Raw genomic sequence first — 14,391 nt, forward strand, 5'->3', positions numbered from 1 at the left:
ACGTGATCACGCGTCGACAACTTCCCGAACACGGTCAACTCGCAAGGCTTGATTCGAGGAGACGATCGCAGCGAGCAGGATCGCGAGAGCCGCGGCGACCAGCGTCACCCCGACTGCGGTTTGAACGATTCCTATGGTGAAGGTGGGTTGCGAATACTGTTCGGCGACGGTCTTGCAGATGAATGACCTCGCGTCGAACTGCTGACAGTTTCCTTGAATCGGGAACCGGGCTGCTCCAAGCGTGCTGACTCCAGCAGCCCACTGAAGAGAACCAGACGCCAGCGCGACCGCCGAAATTGCGACCAGCAGAACCGTCCGGGTCAGGACTGAACGGATGCGAATTGCCGCTTCCTGCAGAACAAGAGTTCCCGGATCCGGGGCGCGTGAAATACGGTGCAGGCATAGGCCAAGGAGGAGGGTTAGCCCGATCCCGGCAAGGGTGATCGGGCCCGCCATGTCCCATCCCGGATACGGGGCGCTGCTGTGTGCGGTAGGAAAGCTGACCAACAGTGCGGGGCCGCTGGAGTAGTCCCCGTCTTGGGCCGTCACACCAAACGAAACGACCAAGAGGGCAGTCAAAGCGAGTCCGACTACGAGCGCACCGACGAGACCGCGTTCCCCGTCGCCGCTGCGTCGAACGGAGAGAGCTGCGAGTCGAATCGGCGGCTGCTCATGCTTCGGAACTCCGGGAAATAATGAGATCAACAGCAGAACTGCGGCGGTTGCGACGCCGAAGGCGGATATTTGTCCGATCCCAAACCGTGAAGCTTGCCCGTATGACAGAAACGTTGACGACTCCGCGCCTGAGCCTCGCGTACCGGAGCTGACAGCACTGGCGACCAGGAACACCGATGCAATCCCAGCCGACGCGACCCAAATCATGACAAGTCGATGGCGCACCCGAGCGAGCGCGCGCTCCACCTTCAGCGTACTGTGTGGCGGGCTGGGTAGCTGCAGCACGGCGAACAAACCGTGCCGTCGTGCCAGCCAAACACCAACGATCAAGCTGGCAGAAAACAGCACCGTGATGAAAAGGGGCAAATACGGGACCATTACAACGCCACTCTCTTTGTATCGATGCACCAATACAACTGAAGCAAGATGATTGTGTCAATAGGGCGACACAAAAAGGGATTGAGCCAACTGGCTAGCGAACTGGACCCGTCCACGGCTGCCCGCTTAGCGTTCACCTTCCGGACAGGGATTAACGGGATTACATCCGACGCACCACGAAGCGGAGCGGATTCTGCACGAGCGTTTTGCCCGCGGTGAGATCGATGAAACCGAGTATCTTGCCCGCCGGTCCGCGCTTCGGCGACCGGAATGAAATCGGCGAGGGGGTCGTCCTCTTGGGTGTGGGTGGTCGGCGGAATCCTCGCCACGGTTATCTTCGCTGGCTTGTCGTTGGTGGCGGCAGGAGCGCTAGGAGGTGGGTCGACCCGTGGTGTAGCTGGAGCACCGTCCGGGTCTGGATCCTGCACCGTGCCGAAACTCTCTGGATCGGTAGTGAACATCTCACTGACGAACATGGGCGGGCCGATGATGGGCGGTGGCAGTGCACAAATGTCCGGGGACGCCATGCGTTTGCGGGCGGATCAAGGCACGGTGAAACAGGGGACTACGTCCTTTTTCGTGACAAACAACGGAAGCGTCACCCACGAACTGGTGGTCCTCCCCCTTCCCGAATCTCAAATTGTGGGAACACAGCCTATTGGAGGCGACGGAAAGATCGACGAAACGGGCAGCCTGGGCGAGGCATCCAACACTTGCGGACAAGGCTCGGGCGAAGGGATTCTTCCCGGAGCGTCAGGCTGGGTGACCGTCACGCTTCCATCTGGCCGATATGAGCTGATTTGCAATCTCCCCGGCCACTATGCAGCCGGGATGTACAGTCAACTCACCGTGCGCTGAGAGAAGTTCGAACTTGTCGCGCCGGGTGAGGCGCTTCGTCAAAAGTGCGCGACATCCCTGCCCGAATCCGGCTGAGCATGATACCCTGAGGGGGTATAAAGAAGTTTCTTGGAGTTGGTAATGCGTGGGGGACGAGCAGAACCAAAACGCAACCATCCCACCTCCGCTCCCGAGAAATTCCGACGCCGAATTTCAACGATCATCCAAAGGGAAAGAATCGACATGTGCACCCCCGCAACAGCAACGACTGAACTCGGGCTTACCGACAAGAACCAGGAGTGTGCCTGTGGCAGCGGAGATCATGCCAGCGCAAGCTCCGACGCTGTCGAGGCGGGCACGGCGGGCACAATCCGGGAGCATTACCTTGTCGAGGGCATGACCTGCGGCCACTGCGTCTCGAATGTCACTGAGGAGCTCTCCGCAGTCGACGGTGTCGAGAGCGTCAGCGTGGAGCTGGAACCCGGCGGGGTATCTCGCATCATGCTTGTCAGTTCCCAGCCCGTGCCAGCAGAGAAAGTTCGCACCGCGGTTAGCGAAGCTGGATATTCGCTGGTCAGCGTCTGATCACGGTAGTGAACGGTCCCGCTCATGGGATCGACGGGACGGCAGGTGACCCGAAAGCAGTTCGCATTGACGCCAGCCGGATCCTCTCCACAGTCTCGACGTGCTGGTGAACTCCGTGGAGGAATGAACAATTTGTAGAAGTTGCGGTAGGCGGAGAGAGTGCTTAGTGCCCTCGCCCCCTGTACCGGCTTTCAAGACCGTGAGCTATTGTTTTGCCTGGTTTGCGCGAGCTAGTGAATAACGTGGTGGGAGCGACAGTGATTGAGAGCATGAGTGCCGAACGGTACTTGTTGGCGGCCTCTCTTCGCCGGTTTCTGGTGGCCTCCCTCACAATCTCCTCGATATTGCTGGGACTGGTCGGCATGCACGCACTCTCCGTCGCAGCGGATACTCAGGGAGGCACAATGATGCACTCCCCGATGCTGACGTCACCGACCGTGCCTTCCGGGGTGTCGGAGCAGCGTGGTCTCCCACCAGCAACGATGTCAGGTCCGGCACCGAACGCCTTGGTCACTGCTACTTTTCCGCGCCCCGGCACCAGCATCGGCGAGACGCTCGCTCCGCAGGGAAGCGCTGACATGGGGGCGATGAATTGCCTCCTGCTTGGGATGGTGTGCGTGCTCAGCTCCCTCATCGCGTTTGTTGTCCTGGCGCGCGGAAAACGTCCGCTCCGGCTGATGTCAGACATCCGCCGGATAGCGCGCGTTATTCGTGTTTTCGCATCGCGACTTGCATTGCCTACTCCTCCCTCTCTCGACGCACTTTCCATTAGCAGGGTCTGATCAGACGCACGCGTTCTCTCCCTAATCGGGACATAAAAGAACTCGCTGCACCCGCAGCAATTGTGTTGTCAATTTGTCTATCCACTGATTGGAATTTCCTATGTTCAACTCTCGAAAATTTCTGGTTGTCGCCGCCATCGTCGGCAGCGCGATCACATTGAGCGCATGCTCCACCGCCTCAAATACGGGCTCGACCAGTGCCTCCCTGAGCGCTTCTGCGGCATTCAATAAGGCGGATGTCAGCTTCGCGACTGACATGGCGGCTCATCACCAGCAAGCGGTGGAAATGTCGCAGATGCTCCTCGAGAAGAGCAATGTCGACCCGCGTGTTGTGACCCTCGCCAAAGACATCAAAGCCGCGCAAGACCCTGAGATCAAGCAGATGAAGTCTTGGTTGTCGGACTGGGGTCAGAAGACAGACAGCATGGCAGGAATGGATATGAGCGGAACACTGATGTCAGATACCGATATGAACGATTTGAAGAACTCGGCCGGCCCCGCAGCCAGCAAGCTGTTTCTCACCCAGATGACCGTGCACCACACGAGCGCGCTGGTCATGGCGAAGACGGAAGTCGACTCGGGCAAAAACGCTGATGCTGTGACGCTGGCGAAGAATATCATCTCGACCCAGACCGCGGAGATCACCAAGATGAGCGACCTTCTCGCGTCGCTCGGATAGGACCTTGGACATGCTCGGGACAGGTTTCGCCGCGGCGAGATCTGTCCTGAGCGCGCAGGCACATGGGCGCATATCGTGAAATCACTCGTTCCTTGACGGCCGTGCGCGATCCGTCCGAAGGCACAGACTCTCTCTTGTGGGTACTGCCGCCGCAGCGCCTTGTGATCGCTATCGTAAAGTCCCAGTGGAGGAGGTACGGATGTCGCCCTATCTGAGCGTGCTCATCGTGCTGGGGGCCTGCGTGGCCGGAATCGGGGCGCTCTATCTGGCTGGGCGGGCGGTTGCGGTTTCTGCCGACACCATCGAGGTGTTGCCTTTCCATTCCGGATGGCAGCCTCAGGAACATGCCCTCTCGCGATTTCACGCCCGCTGGTATCCGCTCACCCTGCTCTTCCTTGCCTTCGATGTGGAGATGCTGTTCATGTATCCCTGGGCGCTCGTCGTCGCACGAAATGGCGCCGAAGCGATCATCGAGATGTTTGTGTTCCTGGGGGTCCTTGTGGCCGGCATTATCTGGGCGTGGCGCGAGGGAGCGCTCCGATGGGTGTGACAGCGGCGATCGCGCGGGCGGCCACTCGGCGGGTGCATGTGCTGATTGTCGAAGTGCCTGGACACAGCCTCCTGCGGATGCACGCGCAGGTCGCGATCAGCGAGATGGGATGGGTGGAGGCGATCGGGCCAGCGGACGCGGACGCGCTGTTGGTCTGTGGCTCGCCGACCGGCATTCTCCCCTCGATCATCGATGCCGTCTGGGCTCAAATCCCCTCGCCTCGCCACCGGGTGGTCCTCACCGACACGGTTTCTCTCACCGACGCACTCATCGATATTCCAGTGGCGCTTCGGGATGACAAACAGCAGCGCCGCGACGCCGGCACCCGGCGACTGACGCTCGACGACGCGCGTGGACCCGATCCGGCCGACTCCGCTGACGGCGAGTCGATGCCGAATGAGCATGGTGAAACCCGCGACGCGGACGGCGACATGGACACGGACATGGACATGGACATGGACATGTCGGGACCCGCCGGAATCGCGCTGGCCGGGGGAGACCAGGACCGCGATGGGCTGGAGATGGACGTGACGCACCTGTCCATCGGACCCATTCTCCCCGCGTGGCCCGCAGATCTCATCGTGCACGCCACACTTCATGGCGATGTCGTCGCCGACGCCCGCATCGAGCGGATCCCGCGATCAGCAGAACCGGAACAGCCCCCGGTGCTTGCAACATTGATCGATGATGCGGCGCGCCTACTCGAGGTGGCCGGATGGGAGCCGACCGCACTGTCGCTCGCGCGGATTCGCGGCGATCTCATCACCGGTCGAGACATCGACCGTCTGCGACCACAGCTTCGCCGAACCCTGGTCCGGGTGCGTCGGTCGCGCACTCTGCGGTGGTCTCTGGCGGGAATCGACGCGGTGCAGCGAGGCGCGCTCCGGATACGGTTGCTCGCCTGGTTAGACACCGCTCTGGAACTTCTCGAGAGTCCGCCGAAGGCGAAGAACATCCCAGAAATAATTTCTCAGCGGGTGATTTCGGAAAACGATCTCCGGGTAGCGATAGTCGGGCGGGAGCTGTCGGAAACGCGGCTGATTGTGGCCGGCCTGGGAACCCATCAGCCTCGGCAGAGCGCGGAGGTCACGCATGAGTGACACGTCCATCGCCGCCGTTCTCCTTCTCCCGCTCGGTGTTGTTGCGCTGGCCGGGGTCGCGGCATCCGCGAATGGAGCGTTGGATGCTCGGTCGAAGGGAGCGCCGATGCGATCGGGTTTTGCCGCTCCACTCTGGGACACCGCGCGTCTCTTGCGACAGCAACGCAGAACAATACCGGGAGCCGATTCTCTACTGTGGCGGATCGCCGGTGCCGGGCTGGGTATTGCCGCGGTTCTGAAAATGCTTGTCATCCCGTTCGGTGGCTTCACCTTTGCCGACCTGCCGGTGGGGTTGGTGTGGTTCAACGCGATGGACGTGTTGCTCTGGGCTTTGTGGTGGCTTCTCGGCTGGGGGGCGAACAGCACTTGGTCTCTCGTCGGCGGCTACCGGTTTCTCGCGCAGGCCCTCTCCTATGAGATTCCGCTCATGTTCGCGCTTACTGCGCCGGCCATCGGCGCCGGGAGCCTCCGACTGCTCGACGTGCAGGCCGCGCAGCATCACCTGTGGTTCATCGTCTGGATGCCGGTGGCGTTCGTGGTCTTCGCCGCATCCGTTGTCGCCTTCTCCTCCTGGGGACCGTTCCACACTGCGCTCGGCAAAGACATCAGCGGGGGTGTTCTGTCTGAGCTGAGCGGCATCGACCGATTACTGGTGTTGGGCGGCCGGTACGCCGTCCTGGTCGCGGGCGCCGCGTTCTCGGTGCCACTGTTCCTGGGTGGGGGCGCCGGTCCGTTGCTCCCAGCCAGCATCTGGGTCGTGGTGAAAACGTGTCTGGTCCTTGCGGCGCTCCTGGGACTCCGACGTCTGTTTCCGATGGTCAGGCCCGACCGGCTGGCCGAAATTGCCTGGGTGATCGTGGTTCCGGTGGTCTTGGTGCAACTGGCCGTCGTCGCCGTTGTGGTCGGCGTGAATGGCGGTGCACTGTGATCACGTGCATTCTGTTCGGGTTCTTCGCTGTTCTGGCGATCGCGGGTGGCATCGCCGTGTTCGTCGTGAACTCGATGGCGCGCGCCACCTACGCTCTCGCCGTCTCATTCGTCGCGGTCGGGGCGATGATCGTGATGCTTCACCTTGACTACATCGGGGTGATCACCATCCTGATGATGATCATGGAGATGGCCATAATGGTCGTGTTCATGGTGATGTTCATGGGTATGAATCCGGCGCTGATGCCGATGGATATGACCCACGACAAACGCCGTTCCGCTGTTCTGGCCGTAGTCGTATTCATTGCTCTGGCCGTGGCAATATTCGTCATCCCCTGGCCGGCTCGGACCGGCTCTCCGGCCGCCGATCTGACCCAATCGTTGGGGGACGCGATAATGGGGTCGAAAATGCTCGTCATGTTGACCATCAGCCCGGTTCTTTTCGCCACGATCGTCGCCGGCCTGGTGCTCGCAAACCCCAGAGGACGTTACGACCGGTACGGCGATGACCTCGACCGGGAAACCTCCGATGGCAATGCAGATCCTGAGGATCCGATTCGGGGAGGGATCGGCCGATGACTTTACAACTGGTTCTCCTAGTCGCCGCAGCCCTGTTCGCCATCGGGCTGTACGGAGCGCTATCCCAACAGGTCGTGGTGATGGTCATGATGGGCATCGAGCTGATGATCAACGGTGTGCTGCTCGCCGGGGGAGCTCTGTGGTGGTTCCTCGCACCGACTCCGGATGGGCAAACTGTTCTTCTGGTCGTATTGGCAGCCATGACGGTGGAGATGGCGATGGGATTCGCGGTCGCCACTGTCGTGCACCGATCCCGGAACTCCGACATGACCGACTCCGCGACGGACCTCGCCGGATGAGCGCCGTACTACTCGCAGTGATATTCCTTCCGGCAGCTGCCGGAGTGTCCCTGCTACTGTCCGGACCTCAGGCAAACCGGGCTGCCCCAGCGATATCGATCAGTGTCGCAACAGTGACTCTGATCGCGGCCGTCAGTGTCACGGTGACCCGGCCAGGGGTGTCGCTCGCGTTCATCTCACCGACCGGGGCGACAGTGGCGGTCGATTCTCTGACCGCCGTTCTTTTGCCCACTATCACCGCTGTCACTCTGTTGGTGCTCATTTTCGCCGTTGCGGAGAGGACGCAGCCGGCAGCACGGTTCCACGGGCTGATGCTTGTCTTCGCTGCAGCGGTCATTCTGACCGTGTCATCGAACTCACTGCCATCGCTGCTGGCGGGTTGGGAGATCATGGGGGCCACCTCCTATGCGCTGATCGGCTTCCACTGGAGGCAACCGGCGACAATGCCGGCCGGGTTTGTCGCCTTCACGGTCACCCGTACCGCGGACCTCGGCCTTTATGCGGCTGCCGGAGCGGCGATCGCCGGTGGTGTTGGGTGGAAACTGTCCGATTTGGCAACCGCCCCGAGCCCCTGGGTGAACGTCATCGCCGCTGGCGTGCTGATCGCGGGACTCGGGAAGGCGGCTCAACTGCCGTTCAGCTTCTGGCTGTCCCGAGCGATGGAAGGCCCCAGCCCCGTCAGCGCCCTTTTGCACTCCGCCGCTATGGTCGCGATGGGCGCCTATCTTCTGCTGCGGCTGGAGCCGCTCCTTCAGGTCACTGGTTGGGCCGGTCCGACCGCGGCCTGGGTAGGCGCGGCGACCACGATCGTGCTCGGGGTCATCGCCCTGGCCCAAAAGGACCTCAAACAACTTCTTGCCGCATCCACCGCTGCTCAACTCGGTTTCGTCATCCTCGCCGCAGGCATCGGAGCAACAGCGGGCGGCACCGCACAGCTGATCGGCCACGCTGCGACGAAGGCGCTGCTGTTCCTCGGTGCTGGAGCCTGGTTGACCGCCACCGGCACCAAACAACTCAAAGCCCTTCGCGGCGTCGCCCGCACCTGGCCACTACTCGGAGTGCTGTTTCTGTTCGGAGCAGTGTCCCTGGCCGGGTTGCCGCCCTTTGCTCTGTGGTGGACCAAGGACGCTGTCCTTGCGGGCGCGTTGGCCACTAGCCCCGCCCTCTATACCGCGGGACTGATCGGGGCGGCGCTGTCGGCCGCCTATTCGGCCAAAATGATCGCTACCGTCTGGGCAAAGCCCCACCCTCTCGAACGTAAGCGGATCGAGGATCACGTCTGGGATAGCGAGAAGCGGGGAACCCGCGCCGTCCCACCAACCGTGTTGGCACCGATGATCGTGCTCGCCGGTGGAGCTGCTCTGCTCGGAATTCTCGCTATCCCCGGGGTTTCCACGCCATTCCGGGCACTTCTGGGTGCATCCAGCCAACCGGAATCGACCGTACCCGAACTGGTCGCGTCCGCCGTTATTGCCGCCGCGACGGTTGCTCTGGTCTTCTGGCGGGGCATCCCGCGAATTCCCGGTGGTGTGACCTGGTTCGGCCTCGAACGGATGGCCGCGATCATTGTTGCCGAACCGACTCTCCGCCTCGCTGGAGCGTTATCCCGTTTCGATCGGAAGTTGGATGCGACAGTGGACGGGTCGTTTGCCACCCTCACCCACACGGCGATGGCGATTCAGAGACTCGACCGTGCCGTGGACCGCACAATCGATCGTGGCGCCGGAGGCGTCCGTGGCCTCGGAGCGCTGGTACGAGACCTGCAGACCGGAAAAATCTCTGACTACTACGCGTTCGCAGCGGTCGTCACTGTCGGTGCTGTTCTTCTGCTGATCGTTGTGAGGTAACCGCATGCTGAGTGTTGTCATCTTCCTTCCCGTCGTGGTCGCCATCCTCCTGGCGTCGATCCGCCGCCTCCCGACCGCCATTGCGCGGTGGGTGTGGGTCGCAACCGCCGCCGTCGATCTCCTGCTGACAATGATCATCGCGGTGGCACCCTCGCCCTCGTCTGTATTGCGGGGTGAACAGCGACTCTCCTGGATGCCAGGAATCGGCTCGAGTTACCACCTCGGAGTCGACGGACTATCGCTGCCACTGCTCGTGCTCACCGGAGTTATTTTTCTGGTCTGTGCCATCTGGTCACTTCGGGCGACCGACCGGCCGAGACCCCAGGCTGCACTGTTCCTGTTCCTTCAGAGCACCTGTCTTGGACTGTTCGCCTCCCAGGACCTGATCCTCTTCTTCGTATTCTTCGACCTGTCCATCGTGGGCATGTACTTTGTCATCGCCGGGTGGGGGCACGGTAACGCGCGCCGGTCCGCGCTCAAATTCTTCCTCTACACCTTCCTCGGATCCCTCGCCCTTCTGCTCGGATTCATCGGTCTCTACCTCGGCGCCTCTCCACACACCTTCGACATGGTGGAGCTGTCCCGGACGGGAGCGTTCACCGGCACACCCGTGATGGCAGGCTTCGTGTTGGCAGCGATCGTTGTGGGGCTCGCGATCAAAACGCCCACCTTCCCGTTCCACTCTTGGCTGCCACCGGCGCACACGGATGCTCCGACGATCGGATCAGTCGTTCTTGCCAGTGTCCTGTTGAAGATGGGCACCTACAGTTTCGTCCGTATTGCGATGCCGATGCTCCCCGACACCTGGCGTTCTTACGCCGGCGTGATCGTCGCGGTAGGGATCGTCTCCGTTCTCTACGGCGCGCTGGTCGCGTTGGCGCAGACCGACGTGAAACGGATGATTGCATTCACCTCGATTAACCACATGGGATACGTAATCCTCGCCATCGGTGCGGCTGGAATTGTCGGCCACAATAGCGAACAGGCACAACAACTGGCCATCACCGGAGCGGTCACCCAGATGGTGTCTCACGGGCTCATCACCGGTGCTCTGTTTCTCCTGGCCGGCGTCTTTTACGACCGCACCGGCAGCTACGACCTTCGCGACTACGGCGGGCTCGCCCGCCCGGCGCCCCGCTTCGCGGCGTTCTTCGCGATCGCCGCGTTCGCTTCATTAGGGCTTCCCGGGTTCAGCGGCTTCATCGCCGAGTTCCAGATCTTCACCGGCAGCATCGGCACCACCTGGTGGGCACTGATCGCCCTACCCGGGATCCTGATCACCGCGGTCCTGCTGCTCCGTGCCTTCCAACAGGTGTTCACCGGAGAAACGAAGAATCGCTCCGAAGGATTCCGGGACCTTCTCCCGCGTGAAACGGCATCGCTGGCCATTTTGATGGGCCTCTCGGTGATCATCGGCGTGCTACCGGGGCCGTTGCTGGCGCTCATCCACCCCGCCGTCGATACCGTCATCAAGGCGATGACCGGATGACATCGATGAACATGACCTATGCCTCCCTCATTCCCGAGGTCGTTCTCTTCGCGGCCGCGGTCATCACCCTCCTCGCCGGCAGCTATCTCCCCCGAAACCGGCAGATCTTCACCCGCTGGTTCGCCCTCGGAGCACTTCTGGTCAGCGCCGCCACAGCGCTGGTGGCGGCCTTCCAGCCCGCGACAGAAATCTTCACGGGAACCTACGCGATCGACAGCGCGACGGCGGTCATCCGTATCGCCGCGCCACTCGCGACAGGTGTGGTGATTCTGATCGGCCAGGATGAATTCATCGGCTCGGCTCGGGAAAGCGAGACCTATGCACTTCTCGTGCTTGCTACCCTCGGCACCGTCGTCGTCGCCGGTGCCAGCGATTTGCTGGTCGTCATGGGCGGATACCTTCTGGCCAGCATCCCCCTGTACGCGTTGATTGGCCTGTCCCGCACAAAGCGGGCAGCCGAGGCCACCCTGAAGACCTATCTTTTGGGCGCGATATTCGGAGTTTTGCTCCTCGCCGGCATCACCCTTCTCACGAGCCTCGGTGCGTCCAGCTCCTACGCGAGTCTCACGCGAGGGCTTGAGCACGCTCCGCCGGCTGCGGTCGCGGCGGGATTCGTCGCCGTCATCATCGGGCTTCTCTTCAAAGCAGGCGGCGTGCCCGGGCATTTCTGGATCCCCGACGCCGCGCAATCCTCGGGAACCGCGGTCGCGGCATTCCTCACCACAGTGCCCAAACTCGGCGCCGTGGTGGCCCTCTCTCGCCTGGTGATGGTCGCCCCGGATACCGTGCATCTCCCACTTCTCATCGGAGTGCTCGCTGCGCTCAGCATGACCGTAGGCAACCTCGCCGCGTTGGCACAGACGAACGTTCTCCGTCTCCTCGGTTGGTCCACGGTCAGCCAAGTCGGCTACCTCCTGATGCCCGTCGCCGTCATTACCCTGGCCACACGGGCATCCGCGGCCCTGCTGACCTATCTGGTGCTCTACGCGGTAACTAACCTCGCGGTGTTCGCTGTTGTCGCGTGTTTGCCGCGACGGCAGAGCCTCGCCGACTGGGCCGGGGTCGCGAAAACCCACCCCTGGCTCACCGGGGCTCTTATCGTCGGTTGTCTTAGCCTTCTCGGAACTCCCCCTACCGCGGTGTTCGCGGGAAAACTTGCCGTTTTCACCGCCACGTGGGATGGCGGAATGGCGTGGCTGGTTGTCATCGCCGCAGCGAACTCGGTGTTGAGTCTTGGGTATTACCTGCGATTTTTCATCAGCCCATTTAACGCACCGGCCGCCGCGACGGATGGATCGAGAACAAGTTCTTTTCCTCGGCGCGCATACGTGATACCCGTCGTTTTGGGAATCGCCACTCTGGCTGCCGGCCCTTTGGCCCTCGGCCTCGGGCTTCTGTGACGCTGATCCGTGCATTCACAGCCGCAACACGTTCTCACGATCGACCGACGACGATCACGCAGCCATTGTTACAGAGGGCGATCTGGCCAAGGCTCTGGTGTGTTTGTGACTTGGTCATCGCGCGGTGTGGATTTTGGAAGGAGCAAGCGCACCGAGAAAACCGTCCCAGTGAGGGTTCCCCTGCGGGCACCCCCGGAAACCGAAAACCGCCTCCAAATCCGGCGCGGGGAGCACCATGAATTGCGGCCCGCTGGTCGTCCGGCTTGCGGACGGCCCGTCACTGTCGACGGAATGCGCGGATCAGCGCAAAGATGACGAACACAGTTCCAGCTAGGCCAAGCAGGATAGCGAAGGGCTCAGGACCTTGCGCACAGATGCTCGCTGCGGGATCTAGTGAATCTTGGCACGAACCTGTCTGGAGCCCGACAAGGATGAGCGCACTGAGTAATGCGGCGACTGAGGCGGCGACGAGCCAGCCACCGTGAACTCGGGCTCCTGATCTCATGCAGCTACCTTCGCACAAACATTAGCCGAGACATGAGGAATTTCGATCTTCCAAGGGTGCTGTGCCATTCGGCTGAGTGGCCCTCGAAGAGTCCCGTTGCACCTTCCCCTTACGGGCGGCCAATACGGGCGAATAGTGGCCTAAAGGGGCACATTCGCGAGGGCACAAAATCGTGTGCGATGACCGTTCTCGTGTGAGGTGGCTCACACGCCAGGATGAGCGCTGCCGGCCTTTGCGTTCGGCCGTCTCGCCAGGGGTTCTACTTTCTCGGCAGCGACGGCCGGCGACGGCTATGCCCCTTCGGTGCATAGGCCTGAAGGAAAGATGCCTGGGGCAGCTGTGGGGTCAACCCGAATGAACCCACAGCTGCGTCCCGCGTATTTCAGCAACAAGCCACAAGAACATTCCCCCGAATGCCTTGACACCCTCAAGTGTGGTGCGAGGCTATAAATGCAGAAAGACCCCAAAACGGGGGCGTAGCAAAAGAAAGCGATCCACCGCAACTTTCGGGGGCGTCGCGCCGGATCGCTCTGAAGGGGCCTCAGGCCAACTCCAGTCAGACACGCGTTTTGAGACGACCGCAATGCCCGGGGGAAAGCCGCGTTCGTCACATTCGGGTATCCCACCGACAAGTCGGGAAACTTTATCGGCGTGGGTAACACGTTACCTGATGTCCCCCTTTAGGAGGACCGATTCAGAAATTCGATGCCGACCCCAATTCGGGGCACACAAATCACATCGCGACAGCGCTCAGATAGAAATGTAGAACATTTCGTTTGTGGACGAACGTTCCTCAATTAGGCGAGCATGCCAGCGAACGAACTCGACCAATCTCGACCTCATAAGCAGTGGTATTCAGCCCGAACTTCTCCGCAGGACGTTGCCAAAAAGAGATGCCGATTCTAATGAAATTTCCGCGATTCGGGTGCTGATAATCTCTAATATGTCAATCTAAAGCGGGCGAGCAGTACGCTCCGCGCAGGTCTGCGGTGATAGTTCGCCCGCTCCGTGGGCGGATTCAGGTCCATGGGCTGCGTGGTCCTCGCGGCGACGAGGCACTGAACAGAGAGATGTTCAAGACGGCCGCGGATGCCGTGATCCGCCTGAGTTGGGTGCCAGCCCGGGATGGGCAGCCGGGATGGCATGGGTGCTGGACGACCAGCCGCAATCACCTGAACGTAGTGGCAGAGTCAATCGCCATTCGGGACGGCGAGGTGACGGTAGAGATGCACTACAGCGACACCGAGCAGTGCGACTCTCGCCGTCGAAGGCCCGACTCGGGGTTATTTTCGGCGCGTGGTGCCAGGACTATCCGCCGCTTTACTCGCCAGGCGCTGAGATGGTCGAGAATGCGGCAGCCTGCATGGGTGCCGTGTTCAGCGACGCGATGGCCGCGGGCGTCGAGACCGTCACGCTCGTCGGGCACAGTCAAACGCTTCGGATCCTGATCGCGATCGCCATACTGGCGGGGGATGCGCCCGCGCACCGAAGGCTGTTCCTCGACAACGCCGCGGTCACGAGCGTTTTGTGGGAAGGCGAAACTCCTCGACTGTCGATGCTCAACGGCTCAGCTGCCAGCCGAGGCGACGTGCCGCCGGCCGGCCGGGCACTGTCGCGCTGAGGGCGGCCCGATTTTCGCCTCTGGCGCACTTTGATCACAGTCGGTACGAGGCGGTCAGAGATTCGATGGCGCGACCACCCGCTGAAGTGATCCGCCCAGTCCCCATCGGTTTGAGAGGCCGCCCAGATGAAATCAACC

The 14,391-nt window shown here is 61.7% G+C and carries 14 protein-coding genes; 13 read left to right on the forward strand and 1 reads right to left on the reverse strand.

Going from position 1 to position 14,391, the window contains the following annotated elements:
- Nucleotides 1-6: 6 nt before the first annotated feature.
- A complete protein-coding gene (locus tag F1C58_RS04340) occupies nucleotides 7-1,053 on the reverse strand; it encodes a hypothetical protein (RefSeq protein ID WP_185202892.1) in 1,047 nt (348 codons plus the stop codon).
- A 193-nt stretch (nucleotides 1,054-1,246) separates the two neighbouring features.
- Between F1C58_RS04340 and F1C58_RS04345 the strand changes: the two genes are divergently transcribed.
- The 13 genes from F1C58_RS04345 to F1C58_RS17085 all read left to right on the forward strand — a co-directional run bounded on the left by F1C58_RS04345 (nucleotide 1,247) and on the right by F1C58_RS17085 (nucleotide 14,253).
- The gene (locus F1C58_RS04345) at nucleotides 1,247-1,327 is read left to right on the forward strand and encodes a hypothetical protein (RefSeq protein ID WP_370543700.1); all 81 of its coding nucleotides are present in this window, start codon (nucleotides 1,247-1,249) and stop codon (nucleotides 1,325-1,327) included.
- Between the two features lie 179 nt (nucleotides 1,328-1,506).
- Entirely contained in the window at nucleotides 1,507-1,911 is a 405-nt protein-coding gene (locus tag F1C58_RS04350; RefSeq protein ID WP_255461258.1) for a sulfocyanin-like copper-binding protein, read from the forward strand.
- A gap of 222 nt (nucleotides 1,912-2,133) precedes the next feature.
- Nucleotides 2,134-2,475: a heavy-metal-associated domain-containing protein gene (locus F1C58_RS04355; RefSeq protein ID WP_185202896.1), complete on the forward strand. Its 342-nt coding sequence runs from the start codon at nucleotides 2,134-2,136 to the stop codon at nucleotides 2,473-2,475.
- Nucleotides 2,476-3,357: 882 nt separating this feature from the next.
- Complete coding sequence (locus tag F1C58_RS04360; RefSeq protein ID WP_185202898.1) at nucleotides 3,358-3,936, forward strand: DUF305 domain-containing protein; 579 nt, start codon at nucleotides 3,358-3,360, stop codon at nucleotides 3,934-3,936.
- A 199-nt stretch (nucleotides 3,937-4,135) separates the two neighbouring features.
- Nucleotides 4,136-4,486 carry an NADH-quinone oxidoreductase subunit A gene (locus F1C58_RS04365; protein WP_185202900.1) on the forward strand — a complete coding sequence of 117 codons (351 nt, stop codon included), beginning with the start codon at nucleotides 4,136-4,138 and terminating at the stop codon, nucleotides 4,484-4,486.
- Nucleotides 4,477-5,586 (forward strand): hypothetical protein, encoded by a 1,110-nt coding sequence (locus F1C58_RS04370; RefSeq protein ID WP_185202902.1) that lies wholly within the window; start codon nucleotides 4,477-4,479, stop codon nucleotides 5,584-5,586. The genes F1C58_RS04365 and F1C58_RS04370 overlap by 10 nt, the downstream gene beginning before the upstream one ends.
- Entirely contained in the window at nucleotides 5,579-6,514 is a 936-nt protein-coding gene (locus F1C58_RS04375; RefSeq protein ID WP_185202904.1) for a complex I subunit 1 family protein, read from the forward strand. The genes F1C58_RS04370 and F1C58_RS04375 overlap by 8 nt, the downstream gene beginning before the upstream one ends.
- Nucleotides 6,515-6,570: 56 nt before the next feature.
- Nucleotides 6,571-7,092 carry an NADH-quinone oxidoreductase subunit J gene (locus F1C58_RS04380; protein ID WP_255461259.1) on the forward strand — a complete coding sequence of 174 codons (522 nt, stop codon included), beginning with the start codon at nucleotides 6,571-6,573 and terminating at the stop codon, nucleotides 7,090-7,092.
- Nucleotides 7,089-7,391: an NADH-quinone oxidoreductase subunit K gene (locus tag F1C58_RS04385; RefSeq protein WP_185202908.1), complete on the forward strand. Its 303-nt coding sequence runs from the start codon at nucleotides 7,089-7,091 to the stop codon at nucleotides 7,389-7,391. Before F1C58_RS04380 ends, F1C58_RS04385 begins: the two co-directional genes overlap by 4 nt.
- A 113-nt stretch (nucleotides 7,392-7,504) precedes the next feature.
- Nucleotides 7,505-9,238 carry an NADH-quinone oxidoreductase subunit L gene (locus F1C58_RS04390; RefSeq protein ID WP_255461260.1) on the forward strand — a complete coding sequence of 578 codons (1,734 nt, stop codon included), beginning with the start codon at nucleotides 7,505-7,507 and terminating at the stop codon, nucleotides 9,236-9,238.
- Between the two features lie 4 nt (nucleotides 9,239-9,242).
- Nucleotides 9,243-10,727 carry a NuoM family protein gene (locus F1C58_RS04395; RefSeq protein WP_185202912.1) on the forward strand — a complete coding sequence of 495 codons (1,485 nt, stop codon included), beginning with the start codon at nucleotides 9,243-9,245 and terminating at the stop codon, nucleotides 10,725-10,727.
- Entirely contained in the window at nucleotides 10,724-12,127 is a 1,404-nt protein-coding gene (locus F1C58_RS04400) for an NADH-quinone oxidoreductase subunit N (protein WP_185202914.1), read from the forward strand. The genes F1C58_RS04395 and F1C58_RS04400 overlap by 4 nt, the downstream gene beginning before the upstream one ends.
- 1,844 nt (nucleotides 12,128-13,971) lie before the next feature.
- Nucleotides 13,972-14,253 (forward strand): histidine phosphatase family protein, encoded by a 282-nt coding sequence (locus tag F1C58_RS17085; protein ID WP_370543689.1) that lies wholly within the window; start codon nucleotides 13,972-13,974, stop codon nucleotides 14,251-14,253.
- Nucleotides 14,254-14,391 lie beyond the last annotated feature (138 nt).

This window comes from Glaciihabitans sp. INWT7 (assembly GCF_014217685.1).
Taxonomy (GTDB): domain Bacteria; phylum Actinomycetota; class Actinomycetes; order Actinomycetales; family Microbacteriaceae; genus Lacisediminihabitans.